This is a genomic window from Aerococcus sp. UMB7834 (assembly GCF_030215145.1).
Lineage (GTDB): Bacteria > Bacillota > Bacilli > Lactobacillales > Aerococcaceae > Aerococcus.
Genome location: NZ_JASOLI010000009.1, coordinates 13,612 through 33,045, shown reverse-complemented (window position 1 = coordinate 33,045; position 19,434 = coordinate 13,612). Strand labels below are relative to the sequence as shown.

Genomic DNA, 19,434 nt, shown 5'->3' with positions numbered 1-19,434 from the left:
AAAGCAGTCTGAAGGACTGCGGCGGAGGCTTGTGAAGTGACACGAAAGTTGCGTGACCGAACCCGACTAAGGGTGTGAGCAAGCCCCTGAAAATTAAATCAATAAAAAAGATGAAGGAATCCTAAGACTCCTTCATCTTTTTTTGATTCTAGTCCAGCAGATAGGTCACAAGGTCTTCGAAGCGGTCAAAGACTTGGTCAGCTCCTGCCTCTAACATCTTTTGGCGAATTTTTTCTTTTAACTGGTCTTGTTCACCAGCTGGCAGGGCTTCGAATTCTTCCTGGCTTAGGGCCATTTCAGAGGAACCCTCAATGACGCCACAGGATAGAACGCCGGCGTTTTTCCCTTCTTTGATATCCGTTAGGGTGTCGCCGATTTTTAGGACCTGGCCAACACTTTCGATTTCGAAGTGGGTCATATTGGCGAAGATCATATAGGGATAGGGTCGGCCGAACTGGCCAACTGCTTCTGAAGTCACGGAGTAATCTGGCACATAGCCTTGGTCTGCAGCGGCGGGTTCAACGAGTTCCATCATTTCAGCGGTGTAGCCGGTGGTCGCGCCAATCCGGATGCCAGCTTGCCGTAATTTGTCTATACCTTCGACAACACCAGGCTTGGGTTGGGCGAATTCAGGAGCCTTTAGGGTCTCTAAGATGGCTTCGTTAAAGTTGCTGTAGAGGCCTTCGACATTCTCTTCATTTGGAGCCTGGCCATAAGTTTCCGTCCAGGCTTCTTGGATACGTGGCATATCGAGCATGGTGCGGATATGGTCTTTCTTGCCCATGCCCATGGGTTGGCGCAATTCCTCATCACTTACTGGGATACCTGCCTTATCGAAGGCTAATTTCAGGGCTTGGATTGGGGCGAAGCAGCCATAGTCAACAGTTGTTCCTGCCCAATCGCAGATTAATAATTTAATGTCTGTCATTGTCTTTCTCCTCCATATAAGCTTTAAAAATATCGAGCACGCGGGTAATATCTTCAGGATAAATCTCACCGATATTGCCGATGCGGAAGGTGTCCACATCGGTGAGTTTACCTGGATAGATCACATAACCTCGTTCCTTGATGTAGTGGTACATGTCCTGGAAGTCCCAAGCTTGACCTTCCGGATAAAGGAAAGTCGTGATGATTGGGCCTTGGTGCTCCCTAGGGACATAGGCCTTGAAACCGAGGTCTTCCATACCTTCTTGGAGGAGTTCTTGGTTTTTCTGATAGCGGGCGTGTTGGGCCGCTACGCCACCGCGTTCCTCGAATTCTTTGAGGGCTTCATGGAAGGCCATAACCACATGGGTGGGAGAGGTATAGCGCCACTTCCCGTCTCTGGCCATCTCTTGGTACTGGTCGAAGAGGTCTAAAGATAAGGTAGACGAATTCCCCTTGCTAGATTCAATAAGATCTTTACGGACAAGTACGATAGCAAAGCCGGGGACCCCTTGGATGCACTTATTGGCACTGGTGATCAGGGCGTCAATAGGCCCCATGTCAATCGGCACACCGCCAAAGCTGGACATGGCATCGACAAAGAAGAGGCAGTTGTGGTCTTTAGCGACTTGGGCAATGTCAGCAATTGGATTGAGGATGCCTGAAGTAGTCTCTGAATGCACCATCATGACATGGCTGATGTCTGGGTTCTTATCGAGTAAGCAGGCGACCACTTGGGGATCATGGACCTCATCATAGGCGACCTTGTAAGCCTCATAGTCTAGCTTTTGGTAATCGGCCATTTGCAGGATCCGTTCCCCGTATTTGCCATTGGACAGGATCAGGAACTTGGTGTCTGGACGACTGAAGGTCGACAGGCAGGCTTCGACAGCATAGGAGCCGCTGCCCTGGAGGAGGACGCTGGTATAGCGGTCAGGGTCCACTTGGGCGATCTGGAGCAGCTTTTGGCGGATCTCTTGGGTCACTGCTTTATAGTCCTCGTCCCAGGTACAGTAATCGAAGTCCATGGCTTGGCGGACACGGTCCGTCACAGTGAGCGGACCAGGAGTGAGTAGTTTATATTGAGTCAAAGTAAACACTTCTTTCTAGACGAGATTATTGTTGGGCCATTTCCTTAGCTTTATTGGAAATTTCTTGGTGTTTGGCGAGTAATTCAGCAGTCAGTGGCTCATCGAACTGTTTCGGACGGGCAGATTGCTTGCTGGAATCTGTTTCTTCCCCTTCATAGAGGGCAACGGGGTAGAATTCTTGAACCTTAGGACGCCCTTTTTTAATAATTGTTTCGCTCATTTTTTGCGCTAGTTCGGCCTTTTCACTGTCTTCTTTGTCGATCACAGCGACCGATTCGGTTAGGGAGAAGTTACCTTCTGTCGGATCAATGAGAGAAATTGGGGCGCCTTCATTTTGTTTCACCGCAACCTGGTGGCGGAGACCAAAGCCGAATGGGACTTCTCCACTGACTACCTTGTTCAAAGGCCCTGAACCAGAAGATTCGATATGGTTGCTGGCATTCTTATAGATACCGGCAAGGATTTCTTGAGCTTCTTCTTCACCATATTCTGCAACCAAAGCTTGGACCATCAACCAGGCCGTTGAGGAAGAGTCAATATCAACGACAGAAACCTTGCCTTCATACTTAGGATCGGCTAAGTCTTTAATGGATTGAGGAAGATCTAAGTTCTCTGATTTCGCCATTTCGTCATTGACAATAATGGCACCTTCTTGGACGGTTAAGGGAGCGACATAGTCTGGGAAATCTTGCTGGGTATTCACATCCCAGGTCAAATCTTGGAACATTTCATGCTGGTTCTGGGCGGATTCGAGGTAGAAGGTGGACATAGTCACCATGTCTGCTTCGATATCCTTGCCTTCAGCTAAGAGTTTGCCCCCTAATTCAGAGGTACCGAAAGTTTGAATCTCGTATTGGCCTTCATAACCGTCTTCGTTTAGGCTGCTTTCAATAGCGGCAATGGCTTCGTCATCAGCGTTCGAATAGAGGATGACCTTGTCGGACGCCGAGGAACAGCCGGTGAGGGTAAGGCCAATCAAGCCGAGGAAAGTTGTTAAGCCGAGTAAAGATTTTTTGAGTGGTTTCATTTTAGTGAGCCTCCATTTTCTTTTGATTGCGTTGACTGAGATAATTAAAGAGCGCACGTACGATTAAATTCGTGAGGAAAAGCATAATCGATAAGATAAAGACCTCATTGAATTTGTTGTAATATTGTAATTCTTGGATCTTGGTGGTCATGAGAATAGTCCGTGTCGAATAGAGGAAGACCACAGCGGAGATGGTTACCATGGAATTGGTGAAGTAATAGCTCATCACTTCCAGAATGGCTGCCACAGCATTGGGCGTCAGAATCCGCCAAACGGTTTGGAAGAAGTTGTCGCCCATGAGAGCGGCCGTGGTTTCCCAGGACTTGGAGAGCTTATCGAGACTGCTCTTCAGGGTAAGATAAGGCGTTGAGAAGTAGTGGATAATGTTAGCGATGATAATGATTGTGAAGCTGGACTTAAGCGGGGTCCCATTGATCACCAGAAGGAAGGCCAGACCTAGTACCATCCCTGGAATAGTATTGGAGATGGTGGCCATGAGGTCGATGGCCTTCTTGATGAAAGCAGGCTGCTTGCTGCGGGTGGTTAGGATGGCAGCCAAGTAAGCCAGTGCCGTTCCGATGACAGCCACTAAGAGACTGATGAAGACCGAATTAGTGAAGGCCTTGGTAATGGTTGAATCCCTGAAGGCCGACACCAAGTGCTTGCTGGTCCAGGACAGGTTATAAGGCCAGGACTCGGTAAAGGGAACAATAAAGATTGGGATAAAGATCATCAGGATAAAGGCAACCACCAGGATGGCCAAGATAGCGAAACACAGGTCACGCACTTTGTTCTCCTTGGCCCTAAAATCTGAGAAATTATCATATTCAATGGATTGTTTGTCCAGGTAGTGGAGGATGGCCATGGAGATAATGGACGGCAGGAGCATCATTAGAGAAATCACGGCCCCATTGTTGAAGTTAGGGATGGTCCCTAGCATCTGATTGTAGAGGGAGGTAGCGATGACTTCATAATTGCCTCCGATATAAGACGGAATCCCATAATCGGTAAAGGCCATGAAGAAGGCTTGGATGACGGCAGCCCCCAGAGAAGGCAAGAGAGGCACCAGGGTGGTGGTCCAGAGCCGCTTGAAGTACTTATCCCCCATCAAGCGCGAAACCAGGGTGAAGCGCTTGTCGATAAAGGACATGCCGTTATTGATCATTAAGAAGGTGACAGGTAAGGTATAGATGGTATAGCCCAGCAGTAAGCCCTTGAATCCATAGAAATCCGGGGCATCGATATTTAAGAGCCGGGTAAAGAGGCCCTGGTTACCGATGGAATAGATAATGGTGAAGCCATAGGTAATGGTGGGCAGGAGCATGGGGATCATAATCAGAAGACTGAGCGCTCGCTTCAGACCGGGGCTCATATTGGTAAAGTTCACCGCAAAGGCCATAAGGAAGGCAATAAAAACAGAGAGGAGGGCCGAGCTGAGGGCGATGACCAAACTGTTCTTAAAAATTTGCCCGATATTCCCTGTTTGGAAGACATTCTGGAAGTGCTGGAGGGTGAACTGGCCCTCTTCAAGGAAGGCCACCCCAAAGGAATTGATTAGAGGATAGAGCAAGGCTAAGAGAAAGAAAGCGATAATGGTCCAGCTGAGGAATGTTGTTGTCTTTGACTCTCTCATCCTAGACGCTCTCCTTTACGGGCTCTTCCTGGAAGAGGCCCACAATATTATCCCGCTTGATCCTTAATTGGTTGAGGATGAATTGGTCGACAAATTCACTCGCCGGTTGGGCGACAATCTGATGGCTGCTTGAATATTGTTCCACATGCCCCTGGTTTAAGATGATGACCTTATCCGATAGGGTCAGAGCTTCTTCGGGGTCATGGGTAACCATGATTGTGGTCAATTGGTATTTCTTGGCGATGGTGTGGATCCGCTCCTTAATCTGTTCTTTGATGACGCCATCTAAGGCAGAGAGGGGTTCATCGAGGAGGAGGATCTTGGGCTTCATCACTAGGGTACGGGCCAGGGCCACCCGTTGTTTCTGCCCGCCAGACAATTGCCGGATGGATTTTTCCAGGTGTTTCTCTAGGTTAAGTAATTGGATGAGGTCTTGGACCTCGGCTTGACTGGAAATATCGGGATTATTCTTCAAGCCGTAAGTAATGTTGTCGTAGACATTGAGGTTGGGGAAGAGGGCATAGTCTTGGAAGACAATATTGAAGCCCCGTTTCTCCATAGAGGTCTTGGTAATATCTTGGCCCTGGTAGCGAATTTGACCAGAGCTAGCGGGGATAATGCCGAGGATTAGATTCAAGAGGGTGGTCTTGCCACAGCCGGAAGGGCCGAGAATGGAGACAATATCACTCTCCTCAATGCTGAGGTTGATATCGTGCAAGACTTGGGTATCACCGTAGCTCTTGGTGACATTGATTAACTCAAGCAAGTTAAGGACTCCTTTCGATTTTTAACAGACATGACTTAACAATGGTTTACATCAGTTCGAACTAATTCAAGTATACACATCTAATGTAAACTTGATGTAAAAATGCCGTTAATTATCGGTAAATGATAGCCCGCTTCTGTGAAGAAATCATTTCAGATCAGCCAATTTATGTTAAGATTTGTAAAGACGACAATAACAAGAAAGGAGCGCTTGACATGCTTCAAGCCGAACGCCACCAAAAAATTTTGGAACTCTTGGCCAGCCAGCAAGTAGTCAAAACCTCTGAATTGAGTGATTATTTTAACTTATCACGGCAAACCATCCATAATGATATTGATGTCATGGAGAGCAAGGGCCTCTTGCAGAAGGTCCATGGCGGGGCAGTCTCCAATAAGGTAGCTATCGAACCGGAAGCCCACCAGCGCAAGCAGCAATTCCCCCGTGAGAAAGATGCCATTGCCCGCCAAGCCGTCCAATTTGTTAAAGAAGGGGAGACCCTCTTCATCGATATGGGAACGACGACGGCTGCCATGGTGCCCTATCTTCTTGCCTTCAACCAATTGACTATTATTACTAATAATGTCCAGGTCGCCATGGAGGTGCGGGAGAAGGCTGGCTTTACCGTGATCCTCCTAGGAGGGAATTTAAGGGCTAAGGAAATGTCGACGTCAGGTCCTGACACTGTCCAAGCCTTGAAGAAATATTATGCCGACCGGTGCTTCCTCGGGGCTAGTGGGGTCTCAGCTAAGCAAGGTTTTACGGATTACCACCTCGACGAGAACCAGGTCCGCCGGCAGATGATTGCCAATGCTAGGCACAGCTATGTCCTCTGTGACCATTCCAAGTTAAACCAGCATACCCTGGAACAGTTCGCTTCCTTATCAGATATTGAGAGCCTAATTGTGGATGCTTGCCCAGACGAAGACCTAAGAGCAGCCCTAGTTGACCAGGGCCTTGAATTGATTGAAACGGAAGCTAAGACCAGGGTCTAGGTCAGACATGGCCCTAGCTTTGCAAGCTTGCCTTCCCATGCTATAATGCGGTAAAAGCGTTCGAAAGAGACGGAGGTTCGTGATGACAGTTAAATTACTTGCGATCGATATGGATGAAACCCTCTTAAGGTCGGATAAGACCTATGATGCCGAGGCCTTCTTAGACATGGTGAAGGACTTGCGCAAGCGCGGAGTTGTGACTTGCATTGCTAGTGGCAATAGCCTCTCCAAGCTGGAATACTACTTGTCGGGTCCCCTGCAAGACCTGGTGTATTTGGCTGGTGAGAATGGCAATGTCATTGAAAAAGAAGGCGAGCGGATTGAAGAGAAGGTCATCGCTTTAGATGACTTACTGGCCCTGGACCAGGAAGTCCACGCCAATCCCAACTACAGCTCCTTAGTCAGCGCTGGGGATGGCTTCTATTCCACCCGCTTGATTGCTGAGAATGAGGCCAATATTCGGATTTATTGTCCCGATATTACCCTCCTAGATTCCTATGCAGAGCTTGAAGATTTGGGCCACCATCCGGTGAAATTAGCGGTCAATTCCTTTGAAGGGCTGGCGGCCAATAAGGATTTCGTGACTCAGATGAATGCGACCTTCCCGCGGATAACGGGCGTGACCTCTGCGACCATGTGGATGGACTTCATCAATGCCGAGGGAGGTAAGGGATCAGCTGTCCGCTACTTACAGGATAAGTACCAGATCCGTCCCGAAGAGACCATGGCCTTCGGGGATAGCCTGAATGACGCTTCCATGATGGGAGAGGTTGGCTACTCGGTGGCCATGGCCAATGCCGATCCCGATCTCAAATCCCTCTGCCGCTACGAGATTGGCAGCAATAATGAAGGGGCGGTCTTGCAAGTGATTGACCGCTACTTGCAAGCAGGAAACTTGGACTTTATGGCAGACTTTGTGCGGTCAGGAGATTAAAGAAAAAACAAGATCAAGTAGTTTACAAATTCCAAAAGAATCGGTATAATATGGTCGACTTTATATTTACCATTAAGCAACGACAGTCAAAGTGTCCGTCTGCTTCCTTGTTATTAGGGGGCAGACTAGGCACTTTTTTTGTTAGATAAATTAAGACGATTATAGGCTAAGGAAGAATGCTAAGGAAAGGGAGCGTGGGTTTATGTTTACGGAAGCTTTTGATACGATTGCTGCGATTTCGACGGCGCCTGGTGAAGGGGCGATTGGGATTGTCCGCTTGTCGGGGACTGATGCGGTCGAGATTGCGGATAAGATTTACCGGATGGGGAAGAAACACCTGGCTGACCAAGACAGCCATACCATCCACTACGGCCATATTGTGGACCCCAAGACGGATGAAGAAATCGATGAGGTCATGGTGAGCGTGATGCGGTCGCCGCGGACCTTTACCCGGGAAGACATTGTAGAGATCAACTGCCACGGGGGGATGCTGGCGACTCAGCGGATCCTGGAATTGGCCCTGCGCGAGGGCTGTACCATGGCGGAACCTGGTGAATTCACCAAGCGAGCCTTCCTGAACGGTCGGATTGACTTGACCCAGGCCGAAGCCGTCATGGATGTGATCCGGGCCAAGACAGACCGGTCCATGCAGCAGGCGGTCAACCACTTGGACGGCCACTTGTCTTCTATTATTAAGGACCTGCGCCAGGAAATCTTAAACACCCTGGCCCAGGTTGAAGTGAACATTGACTACCCAGAATATGATGATGTGGAAGAAATGACCCTCTCCCTCCTAGCTGAGAAAACAGCCCAGGTCAAGGCAGGCATCCAGTCCTTGCTAGCGACCTCCAAGCAGGGGAAGATTCTGCGTGATGGCTTGAACACTGCCATTATCGGCCGGCCTAATGTGGGCAAGTCCAGCCTGCTCAATACTTTGCTCAGAGAAGACAAGGCTATTGTGACGGACATTGAAGGGACCACCCGTGACACTATCGAGGAATATGTCAATGTCCGCGGCGTTCCCTTGAAGCTCATCGATACGGCAGGCATCCGGGAGACTGAAGACCAAGTCGAACGAATCGGCGTGGAACGGTCTCGGAAAGCCCTGGAACAAGCTGACCTGGTCCTCCTCCTCCTCAACCAGAGCGAGCCTTTGACTGATATGGACCGGGAATTATTGGAACTGACAGCAGGAAGCCAACGGATTGTGATCTTTAATAAGACCGACCTGCCAACAAAACTCGACCGGGCTGAATTAGAAAGCTACTTAGCAGATGATCCAGTGATTGAAACCTCCATGGTCGAACGAAGCGGCTTAGATGCCTTGGAAGAAGATATCGCTGAGCTCTTCTTCAGTGGACAGACGGGTGAACGAGATGCGACTTATGTGACGAATTCCCGCCACATCGACCTCTTGCAGAAAGCCGACCAAGCCTTGGATGATGTCGAGTCCGGGATTGCAGCCGGCATGCCCGTCGACCTGATCCAAATCGACTTTACCCGGGCCTGGGACTTGCTCGGTGAGATTACTGGAGAGAGTGCTCCGGATGAACTGATTACTCAACTCTTTACCCAATTCTGCTTGGGCAAGTAAGGACAGAGAAAGGATGAAATGATGGTAGAACAATTTGCAGCTGGAGATTATGACGTTGTCGTTGTCGGGGCTGGCCATGCGGGCTGTGAGGCAGCCTTAGCGACCGCTCGGATGGGACAGAAGACCCTCCTGATTACGATTTCTATTGATATGGTGGCCTTTATGCCTTGTAACCCTTCGATTGGGGGACCAGCCAAGGGGGTAGTGGTCCGTGAGATCGATGCCCTAGGCGGGGAGATGGGGGTCAATATCGATAAGACCTACATCCAAATGCGGATGCTCAATATTGGCAAGGGCCCTGCTGTCCGCGCCCTCCGCGCCCAAGCCGACAAGGAAGCCTATGCCCGAACCATGCGCCAAACCATTGAAAATCAAGAAAACCTGGACCTGCGCCAGGGTATCGTGAGTGACTTAATTGTTGAAGACGGCCAGTGCCGGGGTGTTATCACGGAAACAGGGGCTGTTTTCCGTAGCCAGGCAGTGATCTTAACAGTCGGGACAGCAGCTCGCGGTGAAATCATCATCGGTGACCTGAAATATTCTTCGGGTCCCAACAACTCCCAGGCCGCTACCGAATTGACTAAGAACTTAGCTGAGAAATATGGTTTCGACATTGTCCGCTTTAAGACGGGGACCCCACCCCGGGTAGCCAAGGATAGCGTGGACTATGACCAAACCAGCATCCAGCCCGGGGATGAAGCTCCCCACCACTTCAGCTTCCTCTCTGACGATGAAGACTACCTGCCTGCAGACGAGCAGATCCCTTGCTGGCTGACCTATACCAATGAAGGCACCCATGAGATTATCCGTGACAACTTAGACCGGGCCCCTATGTTTACAGGGATTGTGGACGGGGTTGGTGCCCGCTACTGCCCATCGATTGAAGATAAGATTGTGCGCTTTGCCGACAAGGACAAGCACCAGCTCTTCTTGGAACCAGAGGGCCGCTATACCAATGAAATCTATGTCCAAGGCCTGTCGACTTCTATGCCGGAAGAAGTCCAAGAAGCCATGATCCACTCCATCAAGGGCTTGGAAAAGGCCCGCATCATGCGCGACGGCTATGCCATTGAATATGATGTGGTTCGGCCTAATCAATTGAAGGTCACTTTTGAAACCAAGCATATCGATAACCTCTATACTGCCGGCCAGACCAATGGGACTTCAGGCTATGAAGAAGCAGCCGGCCAAGGTCTCTATGCGGGGATCAATGCGGCGCTGAAGATCCAGGGCAAGGACCCCTTCATTATTGGCCGCGACGAGGGTTATATCGGTGTCATGGTGGATGACTTGGTCACCAAGGGAACGACGGAACCCTACCGCCTGCTCACTTCTCGGGCTGAATACCGGCTCCTCCTCCGCCATGATAACGCCGACCTCCGCCTGACGGAATACGGCCGCCAGCTTGGCCTAGTGACGGACGAGCGCTACCAACGTTATCTCTTCGAACAGAATGCGGTCATGTCCGAGCTCAACCGCCTGCAAACCACTCGGCTCAAGCCGACTGCCGACCTCCAAGCCTACCTCGAGGACAAGGGGTCTTCCCGCTTGAAGGATGGCATCCTGGCCGCTGACCTGCTCAAACGACCTGAACTAAAAATTGCTGATATCTTGAAATTCGCCCCATCCGACACCGACTACCCCCACGAAGTCTGGGACCAAGTCGAGATCCAAGTTAAATATGCCGGCTACATCGAAAAAGCCCAGCGCAATGTGGACAAGCTCCACCGCATGGAATCCAAGGTTATCCCTGAAGACATCGACTGGGAAGCCATCGAAGGCATCGCCACCGAAGCCCGCCAACGCCTAGCCGAAATCGGCCCCCGCACCCTGGCCCAAGCCAGCCGCGTCTCCGGCGTCAACCCCGCCGACATCTCCATCCTTGCCGTGTACCTGCAATCAGGGAAAGTTAAAAAAAGGGTGTGAGGGCTGGCGGGAGAAATAGACCTCTGGAGCCAAAAGCCAGAGAAGACTAAAAGTCTTCGGCGGATTTTGGTGAAGAGGAGCTATTTCTGCCAGCCCGAACCCGACTATGAAGGGTGTGAGACTTGGCGCTTAGGCTTGGATGATTGGAGCAAGTCAGAATAAGAGCGAAGCATTCGCTCGTTTCAGACTTGTGAAATCATGCCAAGCCTGCCAAGTCGAACCCGACTAGGGTGTGCGTAAAGGCGCTTAGCTTTGGCCAACTTTCAAACAAAAGCCTGGATTGTGTGTTGGCTGCTGTCAACACACAATCGTAAGCTCCAAGTGTGGACTGCTAGACTTCAATACACACTCAGGGTCTTGGATTGTGTGTTGACAAGTTTCAAGCCACAATCAACCCTTTCCAGTGAGGCTTACTAGGTCCCAACACTCACTTAAGCCTCTCGAGTGTGCTTTGGTCTTATCAAGGACAAATGAAGATTCGCATACAAATAAGGAAAACCAAGCTTGCAAGGAAGAGGTCCCTTGCAAGCTTGGTTTTTCTGCTTATGGTCTTGATTATCTAAGCAAGGCCCAGGGGGAAGCCGGCGCTATTCCAATCCGATAAATAAAAAAGACCAGTAACTTCCAAGAGTTCAGAAGTTTACTGGTCGTAGATGATAGATTTATTTTTCCTTTGCCTTCCGAGCGCGCTGATCCTTCACTGCTAGAAGGAGGAAGAGGGCGGTGGATAGGCTGAGTAAGAAGTATTGGATAGTTTGGTCTGCAGGGACAAAAGCTATTAGGTTGAAGAATAGAAAAAGATAGATTAATGAATTGGTATGTTTCATATATTTAAAAGTAAGTAAGCCTTACCCTTACTTCACTTCCTATCATTGACGGTTTTTCTTGCCTTCTTCATAGAAATATTTAGTCAAGCGAGTCAGTGGCCAACACACAATTGCTATGAAGATGACAAAAATGAAGAGGCGGAAGAAATAGTTCTCCCAAGAGTCAAAGTCGCGGAAAACACTGAGGACAGAATAGACAATAAAGATCCTAGTCGAATAGCCGATAAGTTGATTTTTATACTGTTTAAAGAAATCCATGAAATCCCTCTATTCCTTAGTCTTCGGTCTGCGGAAGACCATGCCTAAAACGACAGCAAGGATAAAAAAGGAAAGAGAGAGGAGCATCCGATGGCTGGGTGCGGAGAAATGCTCGACCAGCAAGATGTAATTACTGATGAGCAGACCAGCTATAATGAGCAATTTAATTAATTCCGGTGTGCGGTATAAGAATTGGTGAACTCTATCCATAAAACGCCTCTCCTTTCGCTGTCTATCCTGTGCTTACACTTTTATCTTAACAAAGATAAGAAGCGCTTTCAAAGAGACTTGCTTCTATTCGATATATATATATATATATATGGAGCATTTTTATATGGTTCGTTATTTATTAATTTGTATGACAAGCTTAGTGGGATGTCCTAGCCAGTCTATCTGCTCTCACTCCCTTTCTCATAAATCTTTTAGGGGGCCAAGCTTGACTTTTCGCTCAAAGATTGCCAAAATGATCGAATACAATGCTATTGGTGAAGTTTTTAGAGTGGAGGTAGAAGATGACGAGAAGTTTACGGGGAAATGACCAAGCCATGCCCTGGCCGGTGATTCTCCTGATGAGTGTGATTACATTATTAGCGATTATTTCGGAATTATTGCCTGCGGGTCTCTTGACGGAGATGGGCGAGAGCCTGTCCGCAGATTATTCCATGGTGGGCCAATTTGTTGGGGCCTATGCCCTGACCGCTGCCCTGGGTGCGATTCCGGTGACCCGGCTGGTGACTAAGGTGAACCGACGTCCCCTCTTGATTGCGGTGGTCCTAGGCTTTGGTCTGGGCAACTTATTGACAGCTATTTCGCCTTACTTCTGGCTGGTCATGGGGGCCCGCTTGATCGGCGGGGTCTGTGCCGGTTTGATGTGGTCCATGTTGGCGGCCTATACCCTGCAGATGGTGCCGACTGCCCATGCGGGTCGGGCGGTAACCTTGGTCTTCTCGGGTTCTACCATTGGCCTGAGCCTGGGCGTGCCCTTGATGACCTATATTGGCCAAGCCATGCACTGGCGCTTAGCCTTTGGACTGGTAGCTCTAGGCTTCTTCATTGTTGCCGCTTTTGGCTATAAGCTCTTGCCTTCAGTGCCTGGCCAATCCAGTGCCCACCTGATTAGCCCCAAGGATATGGTGAAGAACCGCAACGTGATGATGGTGGTTGTCCTCACCTTCCTCTTTGTCTGTGCCCATTACACCAGTTATGTCTATATTCAGATGATTGCGGAAAGATTAGGCATGGGCCTTCAAGCCATGCAGATTGTCTTTGGATTGGGTGCTATCTGTGCGGTAGTTGCAGTGGCCCGTTTGATCGACGACCACCTCAAGTCCATCATGCTGACGGTCTTTATTATCGGGATCATCGCCATGGCTATCTTCATCTGGGGGGCTTCTTCGCTCTGGCTGGGCTTCATCGGCATGTTCCTATGGGGGCTCAGCTTCGGTCCGATTTCGACCCTGATGCAGACAGCTACCACCCGGCAAACCTCAGAGGGTCAAGATATTGCCATCTCCCTGCAGACGACCAGTTTCGACCTGTCAATTATGATTGCCAGCGGGGTCGGGGCCTTCCTCTTGAAGTCATTTGGCCTCTCAGCCACCCTGGTCTTCGCGATCTTTATGTTTGTGATGGGATTGGCCTTAGTTGTGACCCATCCTAAGAACTTTGAATAAGTGTTATCTCCTCCTAGGCACGAGCTTGGGAGGATTTTTTTGTGGGGGGAAGTATGCTATACTGACAATGATAATAGACGAGAAGGAGTCGATCGGAATGAAACGTGTGGTATTCCATGTCCATGAAATGAAATCATGGCCAACATTATTTACTTATTTAGAAAAAGCCTATGAAGTGACCCCTGACTTGAAAACGGTGGTTGTTGCCAATGGCGCAGCCGTTCGGATTGCTGAGCGTGAGGAGCTTCTCGACCAGGCCAAGCCTTGGTTGGACCGCGGAGTGACCTTTGAACTCTCCAAGCCCAGCTTAGAGCGGGAAGGGATTGACGAAGACCGAGTAGCCCAAGTTGGCCTAGAAGTTGCTTTAGATGGTGTAGCAGCCCTGATTAACTACCAACACGACCGCTATGCCTACATTAGAGTCTAGGAGGCGCCATGAATCCCGAACAATTTCAAAATAAACTCCAAGAGTCAGGTATCTCCCTGACCGACCAACAGATGGCCCAATTCGCCCGTTACTATGAGCTCTTGGTCGAATGGAATGAGAAGATGAACCTGACGGCCATTACCGACCGCGATGAGGTCTACCTCAAGCACTTCTACGATTCCCTGACCCTGGCCTTCCACGTTGACCTCAGCCGCCCGCTGACCCTAGTGGACGTCGGAGCAGGTGCAGGCTTCCCGAGCATCCCGCTCAAGATCGCCTTCCCAGAACTCCAGGTCACTATCGTGGACAGCCTCAAAAAACGGATCGGTTTCCTGGATACGGTTATTGACGAACTCGGTTTAGACCAGGTTCAGGCCATCCACGACCGGGCCGAAACATTCGGCCAGAACAAGGCCCAACGCGCCCACTATGACCTGGCCACCGCTCGCGCCGTAGCTCGCCTTTCCGTCCTCGCTGAATTCTGCCTGCCCCTGGTCAAAAAAGACGGCCTTTTTGTTGCCATGAAGGGAGCCCAGGCCGAAGACGAACTCGCGGACGCCAAGAAAGCAATCGCCACCCTCGGCGGAAAATTCCTCGAAGACGCCGCTTTCGAACTCCCCGAAAACGCCGGCGAACGCCACATCATCCGTATCGCCAAGAAAAAAGAAAGCCCCAACAAATACCCCAGAAAACCCGGCACCCCAGCCAAAAAACCAATTCAGTAAAAAAAAGGTGTGAGCGAGAGCGTTTAGCTTTGGATGCTTGGAGTAAGTCGGAATAAGGGCAAGCCCTGCTTGCACGTTTCCGACTTGCGAAAGCACTCCAAAGCTGCTCTTGCGAACCCGACTATAAAGGGTGTGAGAGGATGCGGGAGAAAGGGACCTCTGGAGTAAAAGGACAGAGAAGGCTAGAAGCCTTCGACGTCCTTTTGCGAAGAGGAGCCCTTTCTGCATCCTCGAGCCCGACTAAGAAAGGGTGTGAGGGCTGGCGGTTAGCTTTCGTTCACTGGAACAAGTCACCAGAGCAGTCTGGAGGACTGCGGCGGAGACTTGTGAAGTGACACGAAAGCTGCCAGCCCGAACCCGACTAAAGGGTGTGAGCAAGAGCGCTCAATCCCAAAGCAAGGTCTTAGCTAGCTTATTTTTATTATGGTGGTGCAGGGTGGCTTGTCTAGCCGCTGCCCAGCTTTCAAATGGAAGCGGAATTTGAGAGTAGCGTGGGCCGCACTTTTAAATGGACATGGAGTTTGAGAGTAGCAGAGGTCAAACTTTCAAATGGACATGGAGTTTGAGAGTAGCTGAGCCCCAACTTTCAAATAGAGCTGATGGTTAGAAGTTGCACCACCCTACTCACTAATAATGCCTATCAAGACAATTTAATTCAAAACAAATAAGGAAGCAGTAGATTTTCTAAGTATCTACTGCTTCTTTTTTGCTTATTTCTGTTTTAGTGTCAGTGACTAATGATTTAAAAAAATTTATTACAATTGTTTTGAGCAGGAGTGGAGCTTTGAATTTGATCGTTAGCCATGAACAAGCAAGCTTAAGGGTGTGAGGGCTGGCGGTTAGCTTTCGTTCACTGGAGTAAGTCGTTGGAGCAGTCTGCAAGACTGCGGCGGAGACTTGTGAAGTGACACGAAAGTTGCCAGACCGAACCCGACTAGATGTGAATTACGGATAGTCGGCGTAAGCCGTTACTAACCGTTTGAAGCTCGCTAGGTGAGAGACCTTGGCTCGAGCCGGTGCCATGGCTCTTCAACGATCAAATTCAATAGCGGAGCGTATGCTCGCTAATACAATACATCAAAGCTTCCTTATTTTTTTCAAATTCAATCCTAGCACATATAAAAGCAGGATCAGAAATTGAAGGGCAAATGGAATCGTTAGGGAGAATATTTTTTCGATAAGGGCTAGGACTAAGAAGATAAAGCAGGCATGCAAACAAGTAACTATGAAAGACCGTAAAATTTCTCGTGACATAAGTCCCCCTCCTAAAAATTAATTCAATGCTTTCATTAAGGCCAGGCTAACATATTAAAGGGCTTCAGCCCAATCAATCAAAATGCTTCTAAGACTTATTGCTTCGGTTTGGAAATAAAACATGCTAGACTGGTTACTGAATGTAAGTAAAGACGGAAAAAGTAAAACAAAGGAGCAAATATTCTATGACTAGACATGTGACCGAATCAGCGACTCAAGTGACTACTAAAGCGGTGGCAATTAATGCGCTCGATCCCAAGGCCTTGGCAGACTTCTACCAAGAAACGATTGGGCTCAGCCAAATTGAGGTTAAGGATGGTATTTATTACCTGGGAACGCCAGATGGGCAAGTTCTCCTCGAGATCTATCCCACTGATGAGCGCAAGAAGGACTATACCGGCCTCTACCATATGGCCTTCCTCCTGCCCAGCCGCAAGGACCTAGCCAATAACTTCAACCACCTCCTTCAGGTTAAAGCGCCCCTGGAAGGTGCTTCCGACCACGGCTACAGCGAGGCTCTCTACCTCCAAGACCCTGAAGATAATGGGATTGAGATCTATGCCGACAAGGACCAGTCAGAGTGGGATGTTAAGGAAACAGGAGCTATCGCAGGAATTGTTGAGCCCATGGCGGCTGAAGAAGTCCTCGCCCTAGCTGATCCAGGCGACTACCAGGGCATGCCGAACGGAACCATCATGGGCCACATCCACCTCCACGTCCATGACATTGAAGAGACCATGAACTTCTACTATGACGTCATGGGTCTCGGCGTCAAATTCCTCATGGGCAAGTCCGCCCTCTTCATGGCGACCGGTGACTACCACCATCATTTAGGCGCCAACGTTTGGCGGAAGGACATTGAACCCCAAGCAGACTACACCAGCCAGGGCCTCCGCGAAAGCATCTGGCAGGGGAGCCAAGACGACCTGGACTGGGTCGAAGACCAACTCAAGGCCAAGGCGATCGACTATGACAAGGACCGCTCCAGCCTGATCTTCCACGACCCCGCCCAAACTCAAATTCGCTTAGTGTTAGCCTAATTTTAGACGATATATGAAGTAGCTGTCAGGGCTCACTCTTGGACTAGAGTTTTGAATAACTTTATAGCAAATAAAGAGGCCAGGACCATTGTCCTAGCCTCTATTTTTATACTTATATTCTCTAGTCTTCCTCCTTACGACCCTCCCACCAGTAGTAGAGCACGATTAGAAAGGCGATGTTTCCAGGTATGGAGCTGAAGGCCTCCAAGAGGGCGGGTGACCAAAAGTATTCCAAGATACCGTTTAAGAGTGTATCGATGACAAGACACCAAAAGACAATTTTTAAACTAGAGTGTGGCATGTCGATTCCTCCTTGCTTAGGGGGCTGAGCTCGCTCCTTCACTAAGCGAGCAAGTGACGGCTGGCAAGTCAATATAAATTATATTTACGCTTACATGATAACATGTTAGGCTTTTAGCGTGAAATGATAGGCTCCTAACTTGTGGAAGTCTTCTAAAGATAAAATTATGAGCACAGGGGGCTTTTTTTTGATACAATGAAGGAGACAGAATAAAATATGTGCGAAGAATGTCAGACTCGAGCTGGGATTCGGAAGAAATGCGAGGGGGAAGGAGCGCATTTCCTTCCTTTTTTCTTTCTTGGCTTGTGACTGCGCGGCAAGCGACTAAGGAGGTAATTAAAATATGGGAAAGGTAATTGCGGTTGCCAATCAGAAAGGTGGCGTTGGTAAGACCACCACGACAGTGAACCTGGCGGCCTGCCTGGCTTACAATGATAAGAAGGTTCTCTTGATCGATAGCGATGCCCAAGGGAATGCCAGCAGTGGCCTAGGGATCAACAAGGCAGAGGTCGAAGAGGATATCTACGATGTGCTCATTAATGGCAAGGACTTGGCAGATGTGACCCTGCCTTCTTCCCGGGAGAATGTGGATGTCGTCCCAGCGACCCTGCAATTGGCGGGGGCTGAGGTGGAATTGACCAATGTTCCCCACCGTGAGCAGCGGATGAAGGAGGCTATTGCGCCGGTCCGCGACCAGTATGATTATATCTTTATCGATTGCCCGCCTTCCCTGGGGCACTTGACCCTCAATGCCTTCACCGCAGCGGATTCCGTCCTCATTCCTGTACAGAGTGAGTACTATGCCTTGGAAGGGTTGAGCCAGTTGCTTAACACTATTCAACTGGTTCAGAAACACTTCAATCCGCACTTGAAGCTGGAAGGGGTCTTGATGACCATGTATGACGCGCGGACCAATCTCAGCAATGAAGTGGTCCAAGAGGTGCGCAAGTACTTCGGTGACAAGGTCTATGACACCCTGATTCCGCGCAATGTCCGTTTATCCGAAGCCCCTTCTTATGGCCTAGCCATTATCGACTATGACAAGCGATCGCGGGGTGCGGAAGTCTATCTTGAATTAGCAAAGGAAGTGCTGGCAAATGACGACTAAGAACCGTGGTTTAGGTAAAGGAATCGGCGCTTTCTTCTCAGATGAAAGCAATCCTTTTGAAAAAGATTATATCGGAAGCGACAGCCAGGAAGCCGCCCAGGCGCCGCTTGATCCTGATCATGAGCAGGTGGTAGAGGTTGCCCTTGATGAGATTCGCCCCAACCCTTACCAGCCGCGGCTCAATTTCTCAGAGAAGGCCCTGCAAGAATTGGCGGATTCCATTGCGGAGCAGGGACTCCTCCAGCCCATTATCCTCCGCAAGTCCGCCATTAAGGGCTATGAGATCATTGCAGGGGAGCGCCGTTACCGGGCGACCAAGCTGAATGGGGCCGAGACCATCCCCGCTATTGTACGTGAGATGACCGATGCCCAAATGATCGAAACCGCGATCATTGAGAACTTGCAGCGGGAAGACCTGACGCCTTTAGAAGAGGCCCAGGCCTATCAGAATTTAATTGATAGCTTGTCTCTGACCCAGGCTGAAGCGGCCAAGCGTTTGGGTAAGAGCCGGTCTTATATTGCCAACTACCTCCGCCTTTTGGACCTGACACCGGAAGTGAAGGAATTGGTCCAAGCCGGCGACTTGTCCATGGGCCAGGCCCGGACGCTTTTGGCCTTGAAGAATCCTAAAGACCAGACCCGACTAGCTAAGAAGGTGGTCAATGAGGGGATGACGGTCCGCCAATTGGAGAAGATGGTACAGAGTCTGAATGAACCCGTCGAAGCTCAGAAGAGTCAGAAGGTCCAAGCGCCGCAGAAACCGACCTATATCCGCGAGAGTGAGGATCTCTTGATGGACAAGTTCGGGACCAATGTGCAGATCCAGAGCAAGGGGGACCACGGCAAGATCGAGATTGAGTACTTGTCTGAGGAAGACCTGACCCGGATCTTAGATTTATTGAATATTCGCCTAGATGATTAAGGAGGGGATAGG

General features: G+C 49.6%; 18 protein-coding genes. 10 read left to right on the top strand and 8 right to left on the bottom strand.

The window, feature by feature from the left end; translation table 11 throughout:
• Positions 1-148 precede the first annotated feature (148 nt).
• The 5 genes from phnX to QP339_RS07960 are packed head-to-tail and all read right to left on the bottom strand — an operon-like array spanning position 149 to position 5,441.
• The gene (gene phnX, locus QP339_RS07980; protein ID WP_284911073.1) at positions 149-928 is read right to left on the bottom strand and encodes a phosphonoacetaldehyde hydrolase; all 780 of its coding nucleotides are present in this window, start codon (positions 926-928) and stop codon (positions 149-151) included.
• Positions 915-2,015 carry a 2-aminoethylphosphonate--pyruvate transaminase gene (locus tag QP339_RS07975; RefSeq protein ID WP_284911072.1) on the bottom strand — a complete coding sequence of 367 codons (1,101 nt, stop codon included), beginning with the start codon at positions 2,013-2,015 and terminating at the stop codon, positions 915-917. The genes phnX and QP339_RS07975 overlap by 14 nt, the downstream gene beginning before the upstream one ends.
• 25 nt (positions 2,016-2,040) lie before the next feature.
• On the bottom strand, positions 2,041-3,042 hold the full coding sequence (locus QP339_RS07970; protein ID WP_284911071.1) for an ABC transporter substrate-binding protein: 1,002 nt from the start codon (positions 3,040-3,042) through the stop codon (positions 2,041-2,043).
• 1 nt (position 3,043) lies between these two features.
• Positions 3,044-4,675, bottom strand: a complete 1,632-nt coding sequence (locus QP339_RS07965) for an ABC transporter permease subunit (RefSeq protein WP_284911070.1) — start codon at positions 4,673-4,675, stop codon at positions 3,044-3,046.
• Position 4,676: 1 nt separating this feature from the next.
• Positions 4,677-5,441, bottom strand: coding sequence for an ABC transporter ATP-binding protein (locus QP339_RS07960; RefSeq protein WP_070619896.1), 765 nt, complete (start codon positions 5,439-5,441; stop codon positions 4,677-4,679).
• A gap of 215 nt (positions 5,442-5,656) precedes the next feature.
• On the opposite strand from QP339_RS07960, the gene QP339_RS07955 reads away from it, so the two are divergent.
• The 4 genes from QP339_RS07955 to mnmG all read left to right on the top strand — a co-directional run bounded on the left by QP339_RS07955 (position 5,657) and on the right by mnmG (position 10,887).
• On the top strand, positions 5,657-6,433 hold the full coding sequence (locus QP339_RS07955; protein ID WP_070619893.1) for a DeoR/GlpR family DNA-binding transcription regulator: 777 nt from the start codon (positions 5,657-5,659) through the stop codon (positions 6,431-6,433).
• Positions 6,434-6,515: 82 nt separating this feature from the next.
• Positions 6,516-7,367: an HAD family hydrolase gene (locus tag QP339_RS07950; protein ID WP_284911069.1), complete on the top strand. Its 852-nt coding sequence runs from the start codon at positions 6,516-6,518 to the stop codon at positions 7,365-7,367.
• A 202-nt stretch (positions 7,368-7,569) separates the two neighbouring features.
• The gene (mnmE, locus tag QP339_RS07945) at positions 7,570-8,961 is read left to right on the top strand and encodes a tRNA uridine-5-carboxymethylaminomethyl(34) synthesis GTPase MnmE (RefSeq protein ID WP_070619854.1); all 1,392 of its coding nucleotides are present in this window, start codon (positions 7,570-7,572) and stop codon (positions 8,959-8,961) included.
• 21 nt (positions 8,962-8,982) lie between these two features.
• Positions 8,983-10,887, top strand: coding sequence for a tRNA uridine-5-carboxymethylaminomethyl(34) synthesis enzyme MnmG (mnmG, locus tag QP339_RS07940; RefSeq protein WP_284911068.1), 1,905 nt, complete (start codon positions 8,983-8,985; stop codon positions 10,885-10,887).
• A gap of 869 nt (positions 10,888-11,756) precedes the next feature.
• Here mnmG and QP339_RS07935 read toward each other — a convergent pair.
• Both QP339_RS07935 and QP339_RS07930 read right to left on the bottom strand, forming a co-directional pair.
• Positions 11,757-11,972: a hypothetical protein gene (locus tag QP339_RS07935; protein ID WP_284911067.1), complete on the bottom strand. Its 216-nt coding sequence runs from the start codon at positions 11,970-11,972 to the stop codon at positions 11,757-11,759.
• A gap of 9 nt (positions 11,973-11,981) precedes the next feature.
• Complete coding sequence (locus QP339_RS07930; protein WP_070619844.1) at positions 11,982-12,182, bottom strand: hypothetical protein; 201 nt, start codon at positions 12,180-12,182, stop codon at positions 11,982-11,984.
• Between the two features lie 302 nt (positions 12,183-12,484).
• Between QP339_RS07930 and QP339_RS07925 the strand changes: the two genes are divergently transcribed.
• From QP339_RS07925 to QP339_RS07910, 4 genes are all read left to right on the top strand, one after another.
• Positions 12,485-13,645: an MFS transporter gene (locus tag QP339_RS07925; protein WP_284911066.1), complete on the top strand. Its 1,161-nt coding sequence runs from the start codon at positions 12,485-12,487 to the stop codon at positions 13,643-13,645.
• 97 nt (positions 13,646-13,742) lie between these two features.
• Positions 13,743-14,072, top strand: a complete 330-nt coding sequence (locus tag QP339_RS07920) for a DsrE family protein (protein ID WP_284911065.1) — start codon at positions 13,743-13,745, stop codon at positions 14,070-14,072.
• 8 nt (positions 14,073-14,080) lie between these two features.
• Positions 14,081-14,797 (top strand): 16S rRNA (guanine(527)-N(7))-methyltransferase RsmG, encoded by a 717-nt coding sequence (gene rsmG / locus QP339_RS07915; RefSeq protein ID WP_284911064.1) that lies wholly within the window; start codon positions 14,081-14,083, stop codon positions 14,795-14,797.
• Between the two features lie 1,439 nt (positions 14,798-16,236).
• Positions 16,237-17,091, top strand: a complete 855-nt coding sequence (locus QP339_RS07910; RefSeq protein ID WP_284911063.1) for a VOC family protein — start codon at positions 16,237-16,239, stop codon at positions 17,089-17,091.
• 121 nt (positions 17,092-17,212) lie between these two features.
• On the opposite strand, the gene QP339_RS07905 is transcribed toward QP339_RS07910, so the two are convergent.
• On the bottom strand, positions 17,213-17,392 hold the full coding sequence (locus QP339_RS07905; protein ID WP_284911062.1) for a hypothetical protein: 180 nt from the start codon (positions 17,390-17,392) through the stop codon (positions 17,213-17,215).
• Between the two features lie 343 nt (positions 17,393-17,735).
• On the opposite strand from QP339_RS07905, the gene QP339_RS07900 reads away from it, so the two are divergent.
• On the top strand, positions 17,736-18,500 hold the full coding sequence (locus tag QP339_RS07900) for a ParA family protein (protein ID WP_070619827.1): 765 nt from the start codon (positions 17,736-17,738) through the stop codon (positions 18,498-18,500).
• Positions 18,490-19,422 carry a ParB/RepB/Spo0J family partition protein gene (locus QP339_RS07895; RefSeq protein WP_284911061.1) on the top strand — a complete coding sequence of 311 codons (933 nt, stop codon included), beginning with the start codon at positions 18,490-18,492 and terminating at the stop codon, positions 19,420-19,422. Before QP339_RS07900 ends, QP339_RS07895 begins: the two co-directional genes overlap by 11 nt.
• Positions 19,423-19,434: the final 12 nt, after the last annotated feature.

What these genes read in the sequence shown, in the direction of transcription:
- phnX (WP_284911073.1), bottom strand. Translation starts at nt 928, where the DNA reads ATGACAGACATTAAATTATTAATCTGCGATTGGGCAGGAACAACTGTT.
- QP339_RS07970 (WP_284911071.1), bottom strand. Translation starts at nt 3,042, where the DNA reads ATGAAACCACTCAAAAAATCTTTACTCGGCTTAACAACTTTCCTCGGC.
- QP339_RS07965 (WP_284911070.1), bottom strand. Translation starts at nt 4,675, where the DNA reads ATGAGAGAGTCAAAGACAACAACATTCCTCAGCTGGACCATTATCGCT.
- QP339_RS07955 (WP_070619893.1), top strand. Translation starts at nt 5,657, where the DNA reads ATGCTTCAAGCCGAACGCCACCAAAAAATTTTGGAACTCTTGGCCAGC.
- QP339_RS07950 (WP_284911069.1), top strand. Translation starts at nt 6,516, where the DNA reads ATGACAGTTAAATTACTTGCGATCGATATGGATGAAACCCTCTTAAGG.
- mnmE (WP_070619854.1), top strand. Translation starts at nt 7,570, where the DNA reads ATGTTTACGGAAGCTTTTGATACGATTGCTGCGATTTCGACGGCGCCT.
- mnmG (WP_284911068.1), top strand. Translation starts at nt 8,983, where the DNA reads ATGGTAGAACAATTTGCAGCTGGAGATTATGACGTTGTCGTTGTCGGG.
- QP339_RS07935 (WP_284911067.1), bottom strand. Translation starts at nt 11,972, where the DNA reads ATGGATTTCTTTAAACAGTATAAAAATCAACTTATCGGCTATTCGACT.
- QP339_RS07930 (WP_070619844.1), bottom strand. Translation starts at nt 12,182, where the DNA reads ATGGATAGAGTTCACCAATTCTTATACCGCACACCGGAATTAATTAAA.
- QP339_RS07925 (WP_284911066.1), top strand. Translation starts at nt 12,485, where the DNA reads ATGACGAGAAGTTTACGGGGAAATGACCAAGCCATGCCCTGGCCGGTG.
- QP339_RS07920 (WP_284911065.1), top strand. Translation starts at nt 13,743, where the DNA reads ATGAAACGTGTGGTATTCCATGTCCATGAAATGAAATCATGGCCAACA.
- rsmG (WP_284911064.1), top strand. Translation starts at nt 14,081, where the DNA reads ATGAATCCCGAACAATTTCAAAATAAACTCCAAGAGTCAGGTATCTCC.
- QP339_RS07910 (WP_284911063.1), top strand. Translation starts at nt 16,237, where the DNA reads ATGACTAGACATGTGACCGAATCAGCGACTCAAGTGACTACTAAAGCG.
- QP339_RS07905 (WP_284911062.1), bottom strand. Translation starts at nt 17,392, where the DNA reads ATGCCACACTCTAGTTTAAAAATTGTCTTTTGGTGTCTTGTCATCGAT.
- QP339_RS07900 (WP_070619827.1), top strand. Translation starts at nt 17,736, where the DNA reads ATGGGAAAGGTAATTGCGGTTGCCAATCAGAAAGGTGGCGTTGGTAAG.
- QP339_RS07895 (WP_284911061.1), top strand. Translation starts at nt 18,490, where the DNA reads ATGACGACTAAGAACCGTGGTTTAGGTAAAGGAATCGGCGCTTTCTTC.